Here is an 18,912-nt window from a genome sequence, read left to right on the forward strand (position 1 = left end):
ATTCCTTGAGTGAAAAAAACCGCAGGGGAGCCCGCCCCTTGCAGGGCGGTGCGTCATGGCGCGGAACGACTTTTATTGATGTTGTTGAGGCTGCTGATGCTGCTGCTACGAATTACTGGGCCACGATGTGGAACTTGATCGTCACTTCATCGGCCACCATGCCGGTATCCTTCCACTCGCCTTCACCGACGTTGTAGGTCAGGCGCTTGATGGGCAGGGCACCGTCGAAGACCTGGGCGGCTCCGTCCTTCTTGACGGTCAGCGGGAAGCTGACATCGGTGCTCTTGCCCTTGATGGTCAGCTTGCCGGCCACGTCATACTTGCCGGCGCCAGCGGCCTTGATGCTGCTGGCCACGAAACTGGCCTTGGGGTATTGGGCGGCGTTGAACCATTCCTTCTTTTGCACTTCCTTGTTGTACTCGGCTTCACCCAGGTCGAAGCTGGCGACGTCGATCTCCACCGACGCCTTGCCTTGTTCCGGCTTGGCGGCGTCGAAGTCGATGGCGGCGTTGAATTTCTTGAACTTGGCATCGACCGGGACGTTGAGCTGCTTGAAGGTGGCAGAGACGCTGCTCTTGGCGGCATCCACCTTCAGCGGGGCTGCTTGGGCGGAGAGGGTGAAGGCAGCAGCGGCCAAGGCCAGCAGAGTGGGTTTGAGGAAGCGGGTGGAGCGAGTGGAGGTCATGTCGGGTTCCGTAAAAAAACGAGCAATATGAATGATCTTGCGTAGCGTGCGGCGTGCAGGGGATCAGGGCAGCATGCGTTTGAAGAGTTTGTCACGATCGATGAACTGGTGCTTGAGCGCGGCCAGCACGTGCAGGGCAAAGGCGGCCAGCAGGGTCATGTTGAGCCAGTAGTGGGTGGCCTTGAGCAGCGGCTTCCACTCCGGATTCGGGGCAATCAGCACCGGCAGCGGCACCACGCCCAGGTAGACCACCGGTACGCCGGCGGCCAGGCTGTAGAAATAACCGGAGACGGGAATGGCGAACATCAGCACGTACAGGCCAAGGTGCAGCCCGTGTGCCGCCGACTGTTGCCAGCCCGGCATGTTGGCCGGATAGGCCGGTGCCTTGTGCGTGAGACGCCACAGCAGACGCACGCAGACCAGCGCCAGTACGGTCACGCCCAGCCACTTGTGCCAGGAAAAATACTTCAGCTTGGTCGGGGTCAGGCCGGGAATGTCGACCATGGTCAGCCCCAGGCCGAAGGCGGAGATGATCAACAGGGCAATCAGCCAGTGCAGCAGCACGGCGGGTTTGGTGTAGCGTTCCATAGGATGTGGCGAGCGTGGGTGGCGTTTGGAGCGGCTGGCTCTGCAATGGTTCTGCAGGGCGGGCAGGCCGGGCTGGCGTCGCGAAATCCGCGAAGATTCCGGGCGGCAAGCGATCATGCCACTCTTTTTGACTCTGCTGAGTATAAAGAGCTTTCGCTGCTCGCATTACTCGCCGAAATGGCACTTCAGCCATCCGTTTTTGCGAGTAATCCTAACAATGATTCAGGATTGTGGCCGCACAAATGAAAAATGGCGCACATTGCTGTGCGCCATTCGTGCATTTTGCTAATCGTTGATATGAACTATCAGATCTGCTTGGCCAGTTCCACGGCGGTACCGATGTAGTTGGCCGGGGTCATGGCCAGGAGGTGGTCCTTGGCTTCTTGCGGGATGGCCAGGCCATTGATGAAGTCGCGCAGCGCGTCTTTGGAAATGCCCTTGCCGCGGGTCAGTTCCTTCAGCTGCTCATACGGATTTTCGATGCCATAGCGGCGCATGACGGTCTGCACCGGCTCGGCCAGCACTTCCCAGGTGGCGTCGAGGTCGTCGGCCAGGCGTTGCGGATTCACTTCCAGCTTGTTCAGGCCGCGCAGGCAGCTGTCGTAGGCCAGCAGGGTGTAGCCGAAGCCCACGCCGATGTTGCGCAGCACGGTGGAGTCGGTCAGGTCACGCTGCCAGCGCGAGACCGGCAGCTTCTCGGCCAGGTGCTTCAGCACGGCGTTGGCCATGCCCAGGTTGCCTTCGGAGTTTTCAAAATCGATCGGGTTGACCTTGTGCGGCATGGTCGAGGAACCGATTTCGCCAGCCTTGGTGCGCTGCTTGAAGTAGCCCAGGGAGATGTAGCCCCAGATATCGCGGTTCAGGTCCAGCAGGATGGTGTTGGTGCGGGCCACGGCATCGAACAGTTCGGCCATGTAGTCGTGCGGCTCGATCTGGATGGTGTAGGGGTTGAAGGTCAGGCCCAGGCGCTTTTCCACGACTTCCTTGGAGAAAGCGGCCCAGTCGGTCTGCGGGTAGGCCGACAGGTGGGCGTTGTAGTTGCCGACGGCACCGTTCATCTTGCCCAGGATCTCGACGCTGGCGATGCGCTTGGCGGCACGTTGCAGGCGCGCCACGACGTTGGCCACTTCCTTGCCCAGGGTGGTGGGGCTGGCCGGCTGGCCGTGGGTGCGCGAGAGCATCGGCACTGCCGCGTGTTCGTGGGCCAGGGCGGTCAGCTTGGCGATCACGGCTTGCAGCGAGGGCAGCAGCACGGTGTCGCGCGCGGCCTTCAACATCATGCCGTGCGAGGTGTTGTTGATGTCTTCGGAGGTGCAGGCGAAGTGAATGAATTCGGAGGCGGCCACCAGTTCGGGCACATCCTTCACTTGTTCCTTGAGCCAGTATTCCACGGCCTTGACGTCGTGGTTGGTGACGGCTTCGATTTCCTTGATGCGGGCGGCGTCGGCTTCGGTGAAGTCGGCAGCCAGCTTGTCCAGCAGCGCGCGGGCCTCAGACGAGAACGGCTTGATCTCGGCGAAACCAGCTTCGGACAGCGCCTGCAGCCAGGCAATCTCGACCTTCACGCGATGGTGCATGAAGCCCGCTTCAGACAGCAGCGGACGCAGTTGATCGGTCTTGGAGGCGTAGCGGCCGTCCAGCGGGGACAGGGCCGAGAGAGCGGAGAGGGACATGATGGAAACGATGGAAACGGAAGAGATGCGTTGACTGAAGATTGGCGAGTTTTGGCAGGCTTTTATGCCAAAACCCGAATCGCCTGAGCCCGGCATTTTACCATCGGCACGCCGGCCGGCCCAATTTTCCCGTCCGGCCCAGTCCTGATGGACCGTTGCATTCCGTTCCTGGCGCGATTCTTCATAAATTTGTCAGGAAATGCGAATGTTATAATCGAATGAGATTATTACTCCTCACGCTATGCTAAAACTCATCGGCTCCAATGCCAGTCCGTTCGTGCGCAAGGTGCGCGTCGTGATGGCCGAAAAAAAGATCGATTACGAATTCATCCTGGAAGATGTCTGGAGTGCATCGACCACCATCCAGGAAAGCAATCCGCTGGGCAAGGTGCCCTGCCTGCTGATGGATGATGGCGGTGCCATGTTCGATTCGCGGGTGATCGTCGAATATCTCGACACCCTGACGCCGGTCGGCAAGCTGCTGCCGCCCAATGGCCGCGAGCGCGCCGAGATCAAGTGCTGGGAAGCGCTGGCCGATGGCGCCCTGGATGCCGCCGTGCTGGTGCGCCTGGAAAAGACCCTGCGTCCGACCAAGCAGCAGAGCCCGGAATGGATCAAGCGCCAGTGGAGCAAGGTGGAAGCTTCGTTGAAGGCGATGGCCGATGGCCTGGGAGAAAAGCCCTTCTGCGTGGGCAACCATTACACCCTGGCGGACGTGGCCGTGGGCTGTGCGCTGGGGTGGCTGGCGTTCCGCTTCCCCGACCTGGCCTGGCGTGAGGATTATCCGCAACTGGCGCGGCTGTTCGACAAGGTGTCGGAACGGACCAGCTTCAAGGAAACCGTACCGCATCTGTGAGGTGCAGGGCCATGGGCCCTTCGCCAAGTTTGGCGATGACGTAAAAAAGCGCGCTCCGAGGAGCGCGCTTTTTGTTTGCCCTGGGCTGCTTGCGATTACTCGCTGGCCGGGGACATCTGGCTTTGCAGGTAATTCTGGATGCCGACCTTGTCGATCAGGTCCAGTTGGGTTTCCAGCCAGTCGATGTGTTCTTCGGTGTCGTCCAGGATCATCTGGAACAGTTCGCGCGAGACGTAATCGCCATGCTGTTCGCAGGTGGCGATGCCTTCCTTGACGGTCTTGTGGGCCGCCTGCTCCAGCTTCAGGTCACACTGCAGCATTTCCTGGGTGTTCTCGCCGATCATCAGCTTGTGCAGCGCCTGCAGGTTGGGCAAGCCGTCCAGCATCAGGATGCGGTCGATCAGCTTGTCAGCGTGCTTCATTTCGCCGATGGATTCGGCGTATTCCTTGGCACCGATCTTGTCCAGGCCCCAGTGCTTGTACATGCGGGCATGCAGGAAGTACTGGTTGATGGCCGTGAGCTCATTGGTCAGTTGAGCATTGAGCAACTTGATGACTGCGGGATCGCCTTTCATGGGGATTACCTTTAAAAATTGATGTAAGAGGAAAACCGCGTTAATTATGGGTGACTGTATAGCTGCCTGACCGCGGACCGACGGATCATAGTCCAGATGCCTGCATTGTTCAGCAAGAATTATCGCTAATCATTCTTACTTTGGTTGGCGTATGAAGGAAAAAGCAAAAAACCTCCGTCGCCAGGCGAGGGAGGTTTTCGGTTGCAGGCCCGTGGGGCAGGGCTTGCCGGGAAGTGCCGGGGTGGCACTTCCCTTGGGTTTGGCGACTGCTGAAGTTTATTTCTTGTCAGGATCCGTCACGAAACCGATCTTGGTCAGCCCACCAGACTGCGCCGCCGACATCACCTGCGCCACCTTTTCATACTGGGTGGTGCGCTCGGCGCGCAGGTGCATTTCCGGTTGCGGCTGCTTCTGGGCGGCCACGGCGATGCGGGCGCTCAGTTCGCTGCTGTCGATCTTTTCTTCATTCCAGAACACGTTGCCGGCCGCATCGATGGACAGGTTGATGCTTTCCGGCTTGACCTGGTCCGGCTGGCTGCTGGCCTTGGGCAGGTCGATCTTGACCGCATGGTTCATCACCGGGATGGTGATGATGAAGATGATCAGCAAGACCAGCATCACGTCCACCAGCGGCGTGGTGTTGATCTCGGGATTGAAATCGTCGTCCGAATCGGACAGGGAACCCATACCCATCATGCCCTCCCGACTGCGGTCAGCTTGGCCTTGCCGCCATTGGGCTGGCCGTCTTCACCGGCGGCGCGGGCGCCGGTGACGAACAGGGCGTGCAGGTCGAAGCCGAACTTGTTGAGCTTGGCGATGGTGGTCTTGTTGCCGCGCACCAGGGCGTTGTAGCCGAAGGTGGCGGGAATGGCCACGGCCAGGCCCAGTGCGGTCATGATCAGGGCTTCGCCGACCGGGCCGGCGACCTTGTCGATGCTGGCCTGGCCGGTGGTGCCGATGGAGACCAGCGCGTGGTAGATGCCCCAGACGGTGCCGAACAGGCCCACGAACGGTGCGGTCGAGCCGACCGAGGCCAATACTGCCATGCCGGTCTGCAGCTTGCCGGAGGCTTCATCGATGGCTTGGCGCAGCGACAGGGTGACCCAGTCGTTCACCGACAGTTGATCGTGCAGGTGGCCCTTGTGGGCGGTGTGGTGGCTCATGGCAGTGACACCGGCCTTGGCGACTTCGGCGAAGGGATTGTCATGGCCCAGGGTGGCCACGCCTTCGGGCAGGCTGGTGGTATCCCAGAACTGGTGACCGGCGGCGGCCGAGGCCTTGCGGAAACGCAGCAGCTGGAAGGCCTTGGTGAAGATCACGTACCAGGACGCGATCGACATGGCCAGCAACAGGACGGCGACGCCCTTGGTAACGAAATCGCCTTGGGCCCAGAGGCTTTCCAATCCGTACGGACTAACTTCCATGATGTTTCCTTCTATTTTTGGCTATCAGATGAGGGGAATGATGAAACGAAATGACTGCCTGGCCGGGCAAGACCCGGCCAGGCGAGATGCTTTGCTCAGTTCAGGCGGAAGGCCAGGCTGCCGACCGTGCTGACGGTGATGGCCTTGCCGTTCTCGATGTAAGGCTTGAAGACGGCGCGCATCACGGCGCTGCGGGCGGCATCGTCCAGGCGCGAGTAGCCGGAAGACTTGGTGATCTCGACCTTTTCGGCACGGCCGCTGGTGTTGACTGTCACGCGGAATTCCACCACGCCTTCTTCACCCATGCGGCGCGAGACGCTGGGATACGTCGGGTTCGGCTTCTCGATATATTCGATGCCGGAAGTGATCTGCTTGGGCAGGACCGGGCCAGGCGGTGCGGCCGGGGCCGGCGTCGGTTCGGCAGCCACCTGTGGAGCCGGTGCGGCCGGTTGCGGCGGCTGGGGCGGCGCAGTGATGGCAGTTGGTGCCGGCGTTTCGGTGACGGGAACCGGCTTGGGCGGTGCCACCACCTTCTTGACGATCTTCACCTGCTTGGGCGGGGCCGGCTCGGCCTTGGGCGGCGCGGGCTCAGGGGCCTTCTCGGGGACGATGAAGGTGGCGATGACTTCCTTGGGAACGGCGCTGGCAACCTGGTGGACCAGGCCGCTTTGCAGCGCCCAGAAGAAGGCAATGTGCAACAGGATGATCAGGCCCAGCGGGCCGATCTTGCGTGCCTGGCGCATCAGGGCGCTGGGTGGGCTGACACTCATGAGAGACGGTGAAATGGCGTTCATTGATCTGGTTCAGGCAGCGGCCAGTGACGGATGGAATACTACCGGACGCACACCTTGCTGTGTTTGACGGGAACTGCTGAGGCATTCGCGCAGGACGTTCTTGGCGCAGGAATGGCACTTGCCGCAGCAGGTGCCCACGCCAAGCTGCTTGCGCAGCTCGGCCATGGACGACACGCCTGCATCGACCGCCTGATGGATCTTGCCTTCAGAGATGTTGTTACAAACACATACGATCATTTTACGCCTTGCTGCCTGCTTCATCAGGCTCTTGACTTGACGATGGCTAAGTTCTCGCTCCTGCAACCATGCGCGAGAAGAAGTTGAATTTTTCCTGCGGTGGCATCGTGCGTTCCACTACATGTGCCCATTGTTCCGACAGCTGCTGGCAGGTGGCCCGCAGCACCGGTGCCAGGTTGGGCAGGTCCGCCAGGGCCTTGAGGTGTCTTTCGATCACCGAGGCCAGCTTCACGCAGCTCTGCGTTTCCTGGCTGTTGTTGGCGGTGTAGTGCGACATCAGATGCAGCACGGCGGACACCAGAAGTTCAGGCTGGGCCGGTGCGTTGCTCGGTTCCACGAACGTGGACGTCATGTTCTCGTTGACCATCAAACTCTCCTCGCTGGGCTAGCTTGGCTGGCGGTGCGTCATGACGAACGACGCTGGCTGGCCTGTTTATGGATCCACCTTGTCCTGATACTGCCGGCTTACGCCGTCAGGATCAGCTTGTTCAGCTGGGTCAGACGCAATTTATAGATGCGACCGCCGTGATCAATCTCAAGCTCGCGCATCTGACGGAACAGGTCCGTACTCTTGATGCGGGTGATCGGCGTTCCGTTGGCGGTCGTGCCCGGCTTGTTGCGACGGTCCATGCTGTTGTCGTTCAGTTGGCTCATTACAATCACCTCCTATTAAATGCGAACAATTCTTATTTAGATTATTTGCGATTTGCGGCGGGATTGCAAGCCCTTTTATCGGTGTGATTGATAATTTTTATCATTTAGGGTCGTGCAGGAAACACTTCCAGCCTATCAAGGCTGTCAAGCTTGTCCAAAAGAAAATGCCCCGGCGCGAAGATCGCGCGCGGGGCATCCGATAGTTGCCTCTATGAAAGCTTAATCCGGCAGGGCTCCGCTTTCGATGATGCCGCCCCCCAGGCAGACGTCGCCGTCATAGAGCACTGCCGACTGGCCCGGCGTGACCGCCCATTGCGGGGTGTCGAAGGCCAGCGAGAAGCTGCTGCCGGCATCGGCAAAACCACAGGGAACATCCGCCTGGCGATAGCGCGTCTTGGCCGACAAGGCCGGCAGTTGCGGCGCATGGCCTGCGACCCAACTGATCTGGCCGGCCGAGAGGGTCGGCGAGAGCAGCCAGGGGTGGTCATGCCCCTGGACGATGTAGAGGGTGTTGTTTTCCACGTCCTTGCGGGCCACGTACCAGGCATCGCCATGGCCATCGGCATTCTGGTGCGCCTTCAGGCCACCGATGCCGATCCCCTTGCGCTGGCCCAGCGTATAGAAGGACAGGCCCACGTGCTGGCCCACGGTCTGGCCGTCGGCGGTCTTGATGGGGCCGGGCTTGTAGGAAAGGTAACGGTTCAGGAATTCACGGAAAGGGCGCTCGCCGATGAAGCAGATGCCGGTTGAATCCTTCTTCTTCGCGTTTGGCAGTTGCAGCTGCTCGGCGATCTTGCGCACTTCGGTCTTGTGGATCTCGCCCAGGGGGAACACCGTGCGCGAGAGCTGCTCCTGGTTCAGGCGATGCAGGAAATAGCTCTGGTCCTTGCTGGCGTCGAGCGCCTTGAGCAACTGGAAGTCGCCCTGCGGCCCCTGGCGCACGCGCGCGTAGTGACCGGTCGCGATCAGATCGGCACCCAGCTTCATGGCGTGGTCGAGGAAGGCCTTGAACTTGATCTCGGCATTGCACAGCACGTCAGGATTGGGCGTGCGCCCGGCCTGGTATTCACGCAGGAATTCGGCGAAGACGCGATCCTTGTATTCGGAAGCAAAATTCACTGCCTCGATATCCACCCCGACCACATCGGCCACGCTGACCGCGTCGATCCAGTCTTCCCGGGTGGAACAGTATTCAGAATCGTCGTCGTCTTCCCAATTCTTCATGAACAGGCCGATGACCTCATAGCCTTGCTCCTTCAGCAGCCATGCCGAAACCGACGAATCCACGCCGCCCGACATGCCGATGACTACTCTTTTCTTGCTCATGTTGTTTCCGTTCAATGCGGCCATCCATAAAGAGGTCCGCCAAGTGATGCGCCCGCCTCAGCCGGGCAGGGCGCCGATGGCGCTGGGATCCGTATGCACCAGTTCCAGCGGTGCGCGCTGGCCGGCCAGGTAATCGTCCACGCAACGCAACACCAACGGGCTGCGATGCCGTTCGGCGCAGGCGGCCAGTTCGTCGCGTGTCATCCAGACGGCGCGCACGATGCCCTCGTCCAGCGGCCGGTCCAGGGCTTCGCCGACCGTTCCCGCAAAGGCAAAGCGCAGGTAGGTGACCGACCGGCCGCCGCGCGAGGACGACACGTTGCGTGAAAGATAAGTCCCCACCAGCGCCGTCGGTGTGAAGACATGCGCCGATTCTTCCAGCGCTTCGCGCACGGCTGCCTCGATCAGGGACTCGCCCGGTTCCAGGTGGCCGGCCGGCTGGTTGATGCGCAGTCCGCCGGCGCTGTGCTCTTCCACCATCAGGAAGCGGCCGTCGCGCTCGATGATGGCGGCCACGGTGACAGAGGGTTTCCAGACTTCAGACATTGATGACCTCGTGAATCCGCCATTTTACCCTGTCAGGGCCGACTCTTCAGCGCCCGGGCCGCCACGGCGCGGGATCGCCGGGCTTTCTTGCCTGCCCGCCAATTTCTCGCCGCACAAGGCGAGTCGTGTAAGATTGGGCCAAGAATCCACAAAAAAAGGAGTCAGGAATGAGGATAGCGATCCCCGCCGAAAGCCGGGACGGAGAAACCCGTGTCGCCGCCACCCCCGAAACCGTCAAGAAACTGGTGGCGGCCCGGCACGAAGTGATGGTGGAGTCCGGCGCCGGGGTCAAATCCAGCATTCCTGACGAGGCCTATGTGGCCGTCGGCGCCAGCATCGGCAGCGCCGAAGCGGTCTATACCGCCGAGATCCTGCTCAAGGTGCGCGCTCCCAATGAGGGCGAACGCGCTCGCCTCAAGCCGGGTACCGTGGTCATCGGCATGTTGAATCCCTTCGATGCCGACAACATCGCCGCCATGGCCGCCGCCGGCCTCACCGCCTTCGGCCTCGAAGCCGCGCCCCGCACCACCCGCGCGCAGTCGCTGGACGTGCTGTCCTCGCAGGCCAACATTGCCGGCTACAAGGCCGTGCTGATGGCCGCCAATACCTATCAACGCTTCATGCCGATGCTGATGACCGCCGCCGGTACCGTCAAGGCCGCGCGCATGCTCATCATGGGGGCCGGCGTGGCCGGCCTGCAGGCCATTGCTACCGCCAAGCGGCTGGGGGCGGTGATCGAGGCCTCCGACGTGCGTCCGGCGGTCAAGGAGCAGATCGAATCGCTGGGGGCCAAATTCCTGGACGTGCCCTTCCTGACCGAGGAAGAAAAGGAAATCGCCCAGGGTGTGGGCGGCTATGCACGTCCCATGCCGCCGGACTGGATGAAGCGCCAGGCCGAGCTGGTCCACGAACGCGCCAAACAGGCCGACATCATCATCACCACCGCCCTGATCCCCGGCCGCAAGGCCCCGGTGCTGATCAGCGAGGAGACCGTCAAGGCCATGAAGCCCGGTTCGGTGATCCTGGACATGGCGGTCGACCAGGGCGGCAACTGTCCCTTGTCGGAACCCGGCAAGACCGTCATCAAGCACGGCGTGCACATCATCGGCGAAGGCAACCTGGCGGCCCTGGTGGCGGCCGATGCCTCGGCCCTATACGCGCGCAACGTGCTCGACTTCCTGAAACTGATCATCGATGCCGAAGGCAAGCTGGTCATCAACAAGGAAGACGATATCGTCGCGGCCACGCTGCTCTGCCAGGGTGGCGAGATCCTGCGCAAATGAATCTGCCGGCCCGGGTCGGCAGAAAACCCGGGCGTTTTCAGTCCCCTCACGCCCATCACTTTTGAAACAAGAAGGAAGAAGTACATGCAACGCATCATGCTGCGCGCGAAGATCCATCGCGCCTCGGTCACCCAGTGCGACCTGAACTATGAAGGTTCCTGCGGGATCGACGAAGACCTGCTGGAAGCCGCTGACATCCGCGAGTTCGAGAAGATCGAACTCTACAACGTCAACAACGGTGAACGTTTCTCCACCTATGCCATTCGCGGCAAGCGCGGCAGCGGCGAGATCTCGTTGAACGGCGCGGCGGCCCGCCTGGCGCACCTGGGCGACCTGCTCATCATCTGTACCTACGCCCCGATGAGCGATGAAGAAGTCGCCAGCTACAAGCCCAAGGTGGTCTTCGTGGACGACAAGAACCGCATCACCAGCCTCAAGGCGATCTGACCCTCGACAAGAACCATGCGGCCCGTTTCACCAGCGGGCTGCCTCACAAGGAGGAACACCATGGAAGTCAGCCACACCATCATCAACCTGATCATCTTCGTGTTGGCCATCTACGTTGGCTACCACGTGGTCTGGACGGTGACCCCGGCCTTGCACACACCCCTGATGGCGGTGACCAATGCCATCTCGGCCATCATCATCATCGGCGCCATGCTGGCCGCGGGCCTCACCGAAGGCACGGTCGGGCGCATTGCCGGCACGCTGGCCGTGGCGCTGGCGGCGGTGAACGTGTTCGGCGGCTTCATGGTGACCCAGCGCATGCTGGAAATGTTCAAGAAGAAAGAGCCCAAGGCCAAGTCGGGAGAACGAGCATGAGCATGAACCTGGTGACCCTGCTGTACCTGATCGCATCGATCTGTTTCATCCAGGCCCTGAAGGGTCTCTCGCACCCGGCCACGGCGCGCCGTGGCAACAGCTTCGGCATTGCCGGCATGGTCATCGCCGTGCTGACCACGCTGGCGCTGATCGTCAAGATCAAGGGGGAGGGATCCAATCCTTCCGGTGACATCGGCTACCTGCTGGTGGCTGGCGGCGTGATCGTCGGCGGCGGCATCGGCGCTTATCTGGCGCGCAGCGTCGAGATGACCAAGATGCCCGAACTGGTGGCGGCGATGCATTCGCTCATCGGTCTGGCGGCGGTCTGTATCGCGGTGGCGGCGGTGGCCGAGCCGTGGGCGCTGGGCATTTCGGCGCACGGGCAGCTGATCCCGGTGGGCAACCGGGTCGAACTGTTCATCGGTACCTTCGTGGGGGCCATCACTTTCTCGGGTTCGGTGATCGCTTTCGGCAAGCTCTCGGGCAAGTACAAGTTCCGCCTGTTCCAGGGTGCGCCGGTCAACTTCGCCGGCCAGCATTTCCTGAACCTCCTGCTGGCGGTGGCCATGATCGGTTTCGGCATCATCTTCGTGCTGACGCAAAACTGGCTGCCCTTCATCATCATGGCCGCCATCGCCTTTGCGCTGGGCGTGCTCATCATCATCCCGATTGGCGGGGCGGACATGCCGGTGGTGGTCTCGATGCTCAACAGCTATTCCGGCTGGGCGGCGGCGGGCATCGGTTTTTCGCTGAACAACTCCATGCTCATCATCGCGGGTTCGCTGGTCGGTTCGTCTGGTGCGATCCTCTCCTACATCATGTGCAAGGCGATGAACCGGTCCTTCTTCAACGTGATCCTGGGCGGCTTTGGCGGTGAAGCGGCGGCCGCCGGTGGCGGGGCGCAGCAGCAGCGCAACGTCAAGTCGGGATCGGCCGACGATGCGGCGTTTCTGATGGGAAATGCAGAAACCGTCATCATCGTGCCGGGTTACGGGCTTGCCGTCGCACGCGCGCAGCACGCACTGAAGGAACTGACCGAAAAGCTGACCCACAACGGCGTGACCGTGAAATACGCAATCCACCCGGTGGCCGGCCGCATGCCGGGCCACATGAACGTGCTGTTGGCCGAAGCCGAGGTGCCCTATGACCAGGTGTTCGAGATGGAAGACATCAACAGCGAATTCGCCCAGGCCGATGTGGTGCTGGTGCTGGGGGCCAATGACGTGGTCAACCCGGCGGCCAAGGATCCCAAGTCGCCCATTGCCGGCATGCCGATCCTGGAAGCCTACAAGGCCAAGACCGTGATCGTGAACAAGCGCTCCATGGCAGCGGGTTATGCAGGTCTGGACAATGAACTGTTCTACATGGACAAGACCATGATGGTCTTTGGCGATGCCAAGAAGGTCATCGAGGACATGGTCAAGGCGGTGGACTGACGTTGGCGTGCGCACCGGCATCTGATGGTGCGTTCTGCTGGTAACTGATTACGCGCAACGCACGCGTAATTTTTCTTCCTGTAACGGCTTGCCAGAATGTACATCTTGTACAATTTGCAAGCCGTTCGCTTTTGGGGCATTTGCTTGCATTCCCGCTGGGGTAGCGGGATCCGAGGGCGATCACGGTACACAACGACAATGAAACTCAATCAATAATTCAGGGGAAATACAGTGAAAGTTGCAATGGCGGCGCTGTGCGTCGTGATGGTATCCGGCTGTTCGACGATTACGCAAAGTGATACCCAAGTGGTGGCATTGACCTCGGTCTATGAAGGTAAACCGGTGCAGGCTTCCTGCACACTGACCAATGACAAGGGCTCTTGGGCGGCGCTCACTCCGGCCAATGTCTATGTGCGGAAATCGAATGAAGACCTGGATGTGGTCTGCAAGCGAGGAGGCGTTCCCGATGGCTTGTTGAAGGCCGTGTCGCGCGCGGCCGGTTCGATGTGGGGCAATATCATTTTCGGCGGCGGCATCGGTGCCATTGTCGACCACTCGCGCGGCAACGGCTACGATTATCCGAATCAGTTGCCGGTGAAGATGGGCGAGTCCTCGGTCGTGGACAAGAAGGTCTCCACCGAGCAGGCCCAGGCCGCTGCCGCAGCACAGCAGCCGTCAGGGGCTACCAAGGTGACGACAGCCAGTTCCCCGCAACCCGTGACACCCGCAGCGCAGGTGAAGTGATCCCGGCGCAGACGTAAAAGAATGAGATCCGGCAGGCCGGTTCCCGACAGCGATGTCGGAACCGGCTTTTCTTTTTACTTGGTCCCGAAAATGCGATCCCCCGCATCGCCCAACCCTGGCACGATGTAGGCATCCTCATCCAGGTGGGAATCCAGGGAAGCGACGTAAAGCTTCACATCCGGATGCGCATCAGCGAACACCTGCACGCCTTCCGGTGCCGCGACCAGGGCCACGAAGACGATATGCGAAGCCGGCACGCCGCGCTTCTTCAGGGCATCCACCGCATAGACGGCCGAGTTGCCGGTGGCAACCATGGGGTCGCACAGGATCATGATGCGGTCCTGCAGGTCCGGCAGGCGCACCAGGTATTCCACTGGCAGGTGATTCTCGTCGCGATAGACGCCGATATGGCCCACGCGCGCCGAGGGGATCAGTTCCAGCAGGCCATCGCTCATGCCCACGCCCGCACGCAGCACCGGCACCACGGCCAGCTTCTTGCCGGCGATTACCGGCGCTTCATAGGTCACCAGCGGGGTTTCGATGGTCTCGGTGGTCAGCGGCAGGTCGCGCGTGATTTCGTAACCCATCAGCAGCGTGATCTCGCGCAGCAGGTCGCGGAAGGTGCGGGTGGAGGTGCGCTTGTCGCGCATGTGCGACAGCTTGTGCTGGATCAGCGGATGGTCGAGGATGAAGAGGTTCTTGAAGCGCGGGTCTTGTTTCATGGCAAATGCGTATCTGCTGGGTGGAGCGGCGGGTGCCGCAAGTCAGCATTGTCGCATTTCCTGACCGCCTGCGCGACGCCGGGACGTCGCGCCACTGCAGCATTGTTCACCTCATCGGCGACCGAACATCATCTGTTCGGCCAGCAAGCCGCGTGCTGCCGGCAGCAGGTCGATCGCGCCCAGCGACAGGCCCAGTGCTGCCTGCAGGGGCGAACCTTGGGGCGAGCCGGCAAAGATGCGCGCCATCAGGTCGGTCAGGCGAATGGTCAGGCCGCGATCCTGCCCGCGCTGGCGCTCGAAGGCCTGCAAGGCTTCGGGAGAGACCTCGCGCGCCAGCACATCGGCCAGCACGCGGGCGTCGCGCAAGCCCAGGTTCAGCCCCTGGCCGGCGACCGGATGCAGGGTTTGTGCCGCATTGCCGATGGCCACAACGCGCCGGCTCTGGCCGGGGCGGGCGTTCAAGCCCAGCGGGAAGGCGTGGCGTACGCTGATGCGGGTGAATCGGCCCACCCGCTCGCCGAAGGTGCGCTGCAGGGACGAGAGGAAGGCGGCATCGTCCAGCGCCAGCAATGCTTCGCCGGTGGCAGGACGTACGCACCACACCAGCGCATAGCCATCATCCTGCGGCAGCAGGGCCAGCGGGCCTTCATCGGTGAAGCGTTCAAAGGCGCGATGGGCGATCACGCCATCGGCCAGCACGTGCGCGATGATGCCCAGTTGCTGGTAGTCGCGCTGCAGGCTTTTTTGCTGCTGTTCTCCGAAGACGCCACCCTCGGCCTGGATCACCAGTTGCGCTCGCAGTACGCGTCCATCCTTGAGGGTGACGGCGACGTGGTCTTCTTCTTCCGTGATCTCCTGTGCTTCGGCGGGGCGCATCTGGGTCAGTCCCAGCGGTGCGATGGCCGAGGCAAGGGCGCGGTTGACGTCGCCATAGCGCGCCACGTAGCCCAGCGCGGGCAACTGGTAATCCTTGCGGTCCAGCAGGGTGCGGCCGAAGTGGCCACGGCGCGAGACGTGGATCTGTTCGATGGCGGTGGCACTGCGGCCGATGTCGTCCCAGGCAGCCAGTTCATCGAGGATCTGGCGGCTGCCGTAGGAAAGGGCAATGGTGCGCGGGTCAGCGGCGGCTTGTTCAGGAGACTTCATGTCCACCAGAGCGATGCGCGCGGCGGACAACTGGCGGCGCGCCAAGAGGCCGGCCACGCTCTGGCCGACCGGGCCACCGCCGCAGATGATGAGGTCGAAATCGACGGATTCCATGATGCCGGGAAATGCCTTCTGCAGAAGATTCAGGAAGGCCTCATTGTAGCGGAGCCGCGCCGGCCGGGCTTGATCCGGCGCATGCGCGGCCCTGGGGAGACGGGCGCTTAAGCCTGGCGCATCAGCGCTTCAATGTCATCGACCTTGGTGGGCACGCCCGTGGTCAGCAATTCGCAGCCGGAGGGGGTGACGTGCGCATCATCCTCGATGCGGATGCCGATGTTCCAGAACTGCTCCGGCACGCCCTCGCCGGGACGCACGTAGATGCCCGGTTCGATGGTCAGCACCATGCCCGGCTGCAGCGTGCGCCAGGGCTTGCTGCCATCGGCGGTGGCGGGATCGCGATAGTCGCCCACGTCATGCACATCCATGCCCAGCCAGTGGCCGGTGCGATGCATGTAGAACTGGCGATAGTCGCCTTTTTCGATCACGTCTTCCAGCGAGCCGACCTTGGATTTGTCCAGCAAGCCGGTATCGAGCATGCCCTGCGCCAGCACGCGCACGGCGGCGTCATGGCCATCCATGAAACGTTTGCCGGGTGCGGTCTCGGCGATGGCGGCGGCTTGCGCGGCCAGCACGATCTCGTAGAGCGCCTTCTGCGGCCCGCTGAACTTGCCATTGGCCGGGAAGGTGCGGGTGATGTCGGCGGCGTAGCTGTCCAGTTCGCAGCCGGCGTCGATCAGGACCAGGTCGCCGTCCTTGATTTCGGCGTCGCCCGCGCGATAGTGCAGCACGCAGCTGTTGGCGCCGGTGGCGACGATGGAGCCATAGGCCGGATACTGCGAACCGTTGCGGCGGAATTCGTGCAGCAGTTCGGCTTCCAGGTGATATTCGCGCAGGCCGGGACGGCAGATGCGCATGGCGCGGCAATGCGCCTCGGCGGAAATGATGCCGGCGCGCTTCATCACGTCGATCTCGTAGGCGTCCTTGAAGAGGCGCATGTCATCCAGCAGCACGCTCACATCGACCACCGCGCCGGGCGCGGACACGCCGCTGCGCGCCAGTGCGCGTACGCCCTGCAGCCAGCGCTGCAACTGGGCATCGCGCTGGTCGTCCTGGCCGAGCGCGTAGTAGACGGCGCGGGCGTCGGAGAGCAGGGCGGGCATGTTCTTGTCCAGCTCCTCGATCGGATGGGCTGCATCGAGCGCGAAGAGCTGCTGCGCGGCCTGCGGGCCGTGGCGGTAGCCGTCCCAGATTTCGCGTTCCAGGTTCTTGTCGCGGCAGAACAGGATGCTGCGGTTTTCCTTGCCGGCCACCAGTACGAGTACGGCTTCGGGCTCGGTGAAGCCGGTCAGGTAGTAGAAGTAGCTGTCGTGGCGATACGGATAATCGGCATCCCGATTGCGCATCACCTCGGGCGCGGTCGGGATGATGGCCACGCCGCCCCCGGCTTGTTGCAGGCTGGCCAAGAGGCGCGCGCGGCGGGCGGCGAAGGGGGTGGCGTCGAAGCTCATGGTCGGGTTCCTTGCGGTGGCAGGTTCAGTGCTTCCAGTTGATCGATGGTGCCGACGTTGTGCCAGTCGCCGCGATACACATCGCCGCCGATGCGGCCCTGGTCGGCGTACTGGCGCAGCAGCGGCCCCAGTTTGGCGTGGCTGCCGGGCGCGATGCCGTCGAACATTTCCGGGCGATACACGCCGATGTTGGCAAAAGTCAGCTTCGGCTGGCCCTCGTTGGCGATGGCGAAGTTGTTCAATGCGAAATCCCCCTCGGGATGGAAGGGCGGATTCTTGACCAGGTACAGCCAGGCCAGGTCACGCTTGTCTTGCGGCAGCGGATTGCCCCACGGGTCCTCGTCTTCCAGCACGGTCAGCAGTTCGCTGTAGTCGAAGTGCGGGCACCAGATGTCGCCGGAGACCGCTATGAAAGGTTCTTCACCCAGCAGGTGGCGGGCCTGGGCGATACCGCCTGCCGTTTCCAGCGCGGTCTTTTCGGGTGAATAAAAGAGCTTTGCGCCATAACGGCTGCCGTCACCGAGGGTGTCTTCGATCATCTGGCCCAGGTGGGCGTGATTGATGACGATCTCGGTGATGCCGGCGCGTACCAGCGAGAGGATCTGCCAGACGATCAGCGGGCGGCCGCGTACTTTCAGGAGCGGCTTGGGGCAGGTATCGGTCAGCGGACGCATGCGCTCGCCGCGGCCGGCTGCGAAGATCATGGCTTTCATGCGGGGCGCCTCAGAAGGTGTAGCCGAACTTGGGCGCGTGTTCCTGTTCGAACTTCTCGATCAGGCGCACCAGCGGCGTGAAGGCCACGTAGCGGCGCGCGGTCTTGAGGGTGTATTCCATGACCAGCGGGATGTCCTTCAGGTAGCCATCTTTGCCGTCGCGATGCCACAGGCGCGCGAAGATCCCCAGCACCTTCAGGTGGCGCTGCAGGCCCATCCATTCGAAGTCGCGGTAGAAGGTATCGATGTCCGGCGTGACCGGCAGGCCAGCGCGGCGCGCCTTTTCCCAGTAGCGGATGGCCCAGTCCAGCACCATTTCCTCATCCCACTGGATGTAGGCATCGCGCAGCAGCGAGACCAGGTCGTAGGTGATGGGACCGTAGACCGCATCCTGGAAGTCCAGGATGCCCGGGTTGCCCTTGGGCAGCACCATCAGGTTGCGTGAATGATAGTCGCGGTGCACGTAGACCTGGGGCTGCGCCAGGTTGTTGGCCAGGATGGCGTCGAAGGTCTTGTCCAGCACCGCGTTCTGCTCGTCGGTGAGGGTCACGCCCAGGTGCTTGCCGATATACCACTCGCGGAACAGTTCCAGCTCGCGCAGCAGCAGCGGGCGGTCGTATTCGGGCAGGGCCTCGGGCTTGCTTTGCGCTTGTAAAAGTACCAGGGCCTCGATCGCATCCATGTATAGTGCGTGCGCGCTGTCGGCCGAGAGCTGCGACAAGTAGGTCGTGGAACCCAGGTCCGAGAGCAGCAGGAAGCCGCGCTCGGTATCCTGCGCCAGTACCTTCGGCACGGTCACCCCGGTCTCGCCGAAGAGGCCGGCGACCTTCACGAAGGGACGGACGTCCTCCTGCGGCGGCGGGGCATCCATCACGATGGCACTGCCGCCGTCGGGTGTGTCCACCCGGAAATAACGGCGGAAGCTGGCGTCGGCCGAGGCCGGGCGCAGGGTGGAGGAAAGCACCGGGGTATCGGCCAGGGTGGCCAGCCAGGCTTGCAATTCGGACAGGCGGAGATCGGGGGTGGAACCAGGTGAAGACATGAACTATCTGAGGAAATCGTTTGACGAGGTTGAGTTCCCATATAATAAGGGATTAAACCCAAAAAATCCGCCTGCACG

General features: G+C 62.1%; 23 protein-coding genes. 6 read left to right on the forward strand and 17 right to left on the reverse strand.

Going from position 1 to position 18,912, the window contains the following annotated elements; genetic code table 11:
• Positions 1-112: 112 nt before the first annotated feature.
• From ACWFUC_RS08685 to purB, 3 genes are all read right to left on the reverse strand, one after another.
• Positions 113-685, reverse strand: coding sequence for a YceI family protein (locus tag ACWFUC_RS08685; RefSeq protein ID WP_489624658.1), 573 nt, complete (start codon positions 683-685; stop codon positions 113-115).
• Between the two features lie 63 nt (positions 686-748).
• On the reverse strand, positions 749-1,273 hold the full coding sequence (locus ACWFUC_RS08690; RefSeq protein ID WP_259434133.1) for a cytochrome b: 525 nt from the start codon (positions 1,271-1,273) through the stop codon (positions 749-751).
• A 305-nt stretch (positions 1,274-1,578) separates the two neighbouring features.
• Entirely contained in the window at positions 1,579-2,946 is a 1,368-nt protein-coding gene (gene purB / locus ACWFUC_RS08695; protein WP_489624659.1) for an adenylosuccinate lyase, read from the reverse strand.
• Positions 2,947-3,187: 241 nt separating this feature from the next.
• Here purB and ACWFUC_RS08700 point away from each other — a divergent pair, with 241 nt between their 5' ends.
• A complete protein-coding gene (locus ACWFUC_RS08700) occupies positions 3,188-3,802 on the forward strand; it encodes a glutathione S-transferase family protein (protein ID WP_134221387.1) in 615 nt (204 codons plus the stop codon).
• Positions 3,803-3,897: 95 nt separating this feature from the next.
• Here ACWFUC_RS08700 and bfr read toward each other — a convergent pair whose 3' ends face one another.
• The 9 genes from bfr to ACWFUC_RS08745 all read right to left on the reverse strand — a co-directional run bounded on the left by bfr (position 3,898) and on the right by ACWFUC_RS08745 (position 9,358).
• Positions 3,898-4,377, reverse strand: coding sequence for a bacterioferritin (gene bfr, locus ACWFUC_RS08705; RefSeq protein ID WP_008325625.1), 480 nt, complete (start codon positions 4,375-4,377; stop codon positions 3,898-3,900).
• A 276-nt stretch (positions 4,378-4,653) separates the two neighbouring features.
• Complete coding sequence (locus tag ACWFUC_RS08710; RefSeq protein ID WP_034332017.1) at positions 4,654-5,070, reverse strand: ExbD/TolR family protein; 417 nt, start codon at positions 5,068-5,070, stop codon at positions 4,654-4,656.
• Positions 5,070-5,801 (reverse strand): MotA/TolQ/ExbB proton channel family protein, encoded by a 732-nt coding sequence (locus ACWFUC_RS08715; RefSeq protein ID WP_489624660.1) that lies wholly within the window; start codon positions 5,799-5,801, stop codon positions 5,070-5,072. Before ACWFUC_RS08715 ends, ACWFUC_RS08710 begins: the two co-directional genes overlap by 1 nt.
• A 95-nt stretch (positions 5,802-5,896) precedes the next feature.
• Complete coding sequence (locus tag ACWFUC_RS08720) at positions 5,897-6,595, reverse strand: energy transducer TonB (protein ID WP_121043053.1); 699 nt, start codon at positions 6,593-6,595, stop codon at positions 5,897-5,899.
• Positions 6,596-6,604: 9 nt separating this feature from the next.
• Positions 6,605-6,832: a (2Fe-2S)-binding protein gene (locus tag ACWFUC_RS08725; RefSeq protein WP_034332014.1), complete on the reverse strand. Its 228-nt coding sequence runs from the start codon at positions 6,830-6,832 to the stop codon at positions 6,605-6,607.
• 46 nt (positions 6,833-6,878) lie between these two features.
• A complete protein-coding gene (locus tag ACWFUC_RS08730) occupies positions 6,879-7,199 on the reverse strand; it encodes a hypothetical protein (protein WP_088754613.1) in 321 nt (106 codons plus the stop codon).
• Between the two features lie 98 nt (positions 7,200-7,297).
• Positions 7,298-7,486, reverse strand: a complete 189-nt coding sequence (gene hemP / locus ACWFUC_RS08735; RefSeq protein ID WP_008325641.1) for a hemin uptake protein HemP — start codon at positions 7,484-7,486, stop codon at positions 7,298-7,300.
• Positions 7,487-7,705: 219 nt separating this feature from the next.
• Positions 7,706-8,812: a tRNA 2-thiouridine(34) synthase MnmA gene (mnmA, locus tag ACWFUC_RS08740; protein WP_489624661.1), complete on the reverse strand. Its 1,107-nt coding sequence runs from the start codon at positions 8,810-8,812 to the stop codon at positions 7,706-7,708.
• A gap of 57 nt (positions 8,813-8,869) precedes the next feature.
• Positions 8,870-9,358: an NUDIX hydrolase gene (locus tag ACWFUC_RS08745; RefSeq protein WP_489624662.1), complete on the reverse strand. Its 489-nt coding sequence runs from the start codon at positions 9,356-9,358 to the stop codon at positions 8,870-8,872.
• 167 nt (positions 9,359-9,525) lie between these two features.
• On the opposite strand from ACWFUC_RS08745, the gene ACWFUC_RS08750 reads away from it, so the two are divergent.
• From ACWFUC_RS08750 to ACWFUC_RS08770, 5 genes are all read left to right on the forward strand, one after another.
• Positions 9,526-10,641, forward strand: coding sequence for a Re/Si-specific NAD(P)(+) transhydrogenase subunit alpha (locus ACWFUC_RS08750; protein ID WP_287019200.1), 1,116 nt, complete (start codon positions 9,526-9,528; stop codon positions 10,639-10,641).
• 84 nt (positions 10,642-10,725) lie between these two features.
• A complete protein-coding gene (gene panD, locus ACWFUC_RS08755) occupies positions 10,726-11,088 on the forward strand; it encodes an aspartate 1-decarboxylase (protein ID WP_008325650.1) in 363 nt (120 codons plus the stop codon).
• 60 nt (positions 11,089-11,148) lie between these two features.
• Positions 11,149-11,463 carry an NAD(P) transhydrogenase subunit alpha part 2 gene (locus ACWFUC_RS08760; protein WP_034335569.1) on the forward strand — a complete coding sequence of 105 codons (315 nt, stop codon included), beginning with the start codon at positions 11,149-11,151 and terminating at the stop codon, positions 11,461-11,463.
• Positions 11,460-12,899: an NAD(P)(+) transhydrogenase (Re/Si-specific) subunit beta gene (locus ACWFUC_RS08765; RefSeq protein ID WP_134135455.1), complete on the forward strand. Its 1,440-nt coding sequence runs from the start codon at positions 11,460-11,462 to the stop codon at positions 12,897-12,899. Before ACWFUC_RS08760 ends, ACWFUC_RS08765 begins: the two co-directional genes overlap by 4 nt.
• 231 nt (positions 12,900-13,130) lie before the next feature.
• Positions 13,131-13,643: a hypothetical protein gene (locus ACWFUC_RS08770; protein WP_489624663.1), complete on the forward strand. Its 513-nt coding sequence runs from the start codon at positions 13,131-13,133 to the stop codon at positions 13,641-13,643.
• 74 nt (positions 13,644-13,717) lie between these two features.
• On the opposite strand, the gene upp is transcribed toward ACWFUC_RS08770, so the two are convergent.
• The 5 genes from upp to ACWFUC_RS08795 form a co-directional block, all read right to left on the reverse strand.
• The gene (gene upp, locus ACWFUC_RS08775) at positions 13,718-14,365 is read right to left on the reverse strand and encodes a uracil phosphoribosyltransferase (RefSeq protein ID WP_006461705.1); all 648 of its coding nucleotides are present in this window, start codon (positions 14,363-14,365) and stop codon (positions 13,718-13,720) included.
• A 111-nt stretch (positions 14,366-14,476) separates the two neighbouring features.
• Positions 14,477-15,625, reverse strand: coding sequence for an FAD-dependent monooxygenase (locus tag ACWFUC_RS08780; protein ID WP_489624664.1), 1,149 nt, complete (start codon positions 15,623-15,625; stop codon positions 14,477-14,479).
• A 107-nt stretch (positions 15,626-15,732) separates the two neighbouring features.
• On the reverse strand, positions 15,733-17,079 hold the full coding sequence (gene pepP, locus ACWFUC_RS08785) for a Xaa-Pro aminopeptidase (RefSeq protein ID WP_121037713.1): 1,347 nt from the start codon (positions 17,077-17,079) through the stop codon (positions 15,733-15,735).
• The gene (gene murU / locus ACWFUC_RS08790) at positions 17,076-17,792 is read right to left on the reverse strand and encodes an N-acetylmuramate alpha-1-phosphate uridylyltransferase MurU (protein WP_343724119.1); all 717 of its coding nucleotides are present in this window, start codon (positions 17,790-17,792) and stop codon (positions 17,076-17,078) included. The genes pepP and murU overlap by 4 nt, the downstream gene beginning before the upstream one ends.
• A 10-nt stretch (positions 17,793-17,802) precedes the next feature.
• A complete protein-coding gene (locus ACWFUC_RS08795) occupies positions 17,803-18,834 on the reverse strand; it encodes an aminoglycoside phosphotransferase family protein (RefSeq protein ID WP_489624665.1) in 1,032 nt (343 codons plus the stop codon).
• Positions 18,835-18,912: the final 78 nt, after the last annotated feature.

Source organism: Herbaspirillum sp. Her4 (assembly GCF_057961335.1).

Excerpts from the sequence above, each read along its gene's own strand:
- panD (WP_008325650.1), top strand. The coding sequence starts at position 10,726 with ATGCAACGCATCATGCTGCGCGCGAAGATCCATCGCGCCTCGGTCACC.
- pepP (WP_121037713.1), bottom strand. The coding sequence starts at position 17,079 with ATGAGCTTCGACGCCACCCCCTTCGCCGCCCGCCGCGCGCGCCTCTTG.
- ACWFUC_RS08710 (WP_034332017.1), bottom strand. The coding sequence starts at position 5,070 with ATGGGTATGGGTTCCCTGTCCGATTCGGACGACGATTTCAATCCCGAG.
- ACWFUC_RS08730 (WP_088754613.1), bottom strand. The coding sequence starts at position 7,199 with ATGGTCAACGAGAACATGACGTCCACGTTCGTGGAACCGAGCAACGCA.
- upp (WP_006461705.1), bottom strand. The coding sequence starts at position 14,365 with ATGAAACAAGACCCGCGCTTCAAGAACCTCTTCATCCTCGACCATCCG.
- purB (WP_489624659.1), bottom strand. The coding sequence starts at position 2,946 with ATGTCCCTCTCCGCTCTCTCGGCCCTGTCCCCGCTGGACGGCCGCTAC.
- ACWFUC_RS08725 (WP_034332014.1), bottom strand. The coding sequence starts at position 6,832 with ATGATCGTATGTGTTTGTAACAACATCTCTGAAGGCAAGATCCATCAG.
- ACWFUC_RS08750 (WP_287019200.1), top strand. The coding sequence starts at position 9,526 with ATGAGGATAGCGATCCCCGCCGAAAGCCGGGACGGAGAAACCCGTGTC.
- murU (WP_343724119.1), bottom strand. The coding sequence starts at position 17,792 with ATGAAAGCCATGATCTTCGCAGCCGGCCGCGGCGAGCGCATGCGTCCG.
- ACWFUC_RS08795 (WP_489624665.1), bottom strand. The coding sequence starts at position 18,834 with ATGTCTTCACCTGGTTCCACCCCCGATCTCCGCCTGTCCGAATTGCAA.
- bfr (WP_008325625.1), bottom strand. The coding sequence starts at position 4,377 with ATGAAAGGCGATCCCGCAGTCATCAAGTTGCTCAATGCTCAACTGACC.
- hemP (WP_008325641.1), bottom strand. The coding sequence starts at position 7,486 with ATGAGCCAACTGAACGACAACAGCATGGACCGTCGCAACAAGCCGGGC.
- ACWFUC_RS08715 (WP_489624660.1), bottom strand. The coding sequence starts at position 5,801 with ATGGAAGTTAGTCCGTACGGATTGGAAAGCCTCTGGGCCCAAGGCGAT.
- ACWFUC_RS08685 (WP_489624658.1), bottom strand. The coding sequence starts at position 685 with ATGACCTCCACTCGCTCCACCCGCTTCCTCAAACCCACTCTGCTGGCC.
- ACWFUC_RS08690 (WP_259434133.1), bottom strand. The coding sequence starts at position 1,273 with ATGGAACGCTACACCAAACCCGCCGTGCTGCTGCACTGGCTGATTGCC.
- ACWFUC_RS08780 (WP_489624664.1), bottom strand. The coding sequence starts at position 15,625 with ATGGAATCCGTCGATTTCGACCTCATCATCTGCGGCGGTGGCCCGGTC.
- ACWFUC_RS08745 (WP_489624662.1), bottom strand. The coding sequence starts at position 9,358 with ATGTCTGAAGTCTGGAAACCCTCTGTCACCGTGGCCGCCATCATCGAG.
- ACWFUC_RS08765 (WP_134135455.1), top strand. The coding sequence starts at position 11,460 with ATGAGCATGAACCTGGTGACCCTGCTGTACCTGATCGCATCGATCTGT.
- ACWFUC_RS08760 (WP_034335569.1), top strand. The coding sequence starts at position 11,149 with ATGGAAGTCAGCCACACCATCATCAACCTGATCATCTTCGTGTTGGCC.
- ACWFUC_RS08700 (WP_134221387.1), top strand. The coding sequence starts at position 3,188 with ATGCTAAAACTCATCGGCTCCAATGCCAGTCCGTTCGTGCGCAAGGTG.
- ACWFUC_RS08720 (WP_121043053.1), bottom strand. The coding sequence starts at position 6,595 with ATGAACGCCATTTCACCGTCTCTCATGAGTGTCAGCCCACCCAGCGCC.
- mnmA (WP_489624661.1), bottom strand. The coding sequence starts at position 8,812 with ATGAGCAAGAAAAGAGTAGTCATCGGCATGTCGGGCGGCGTGGATTCG.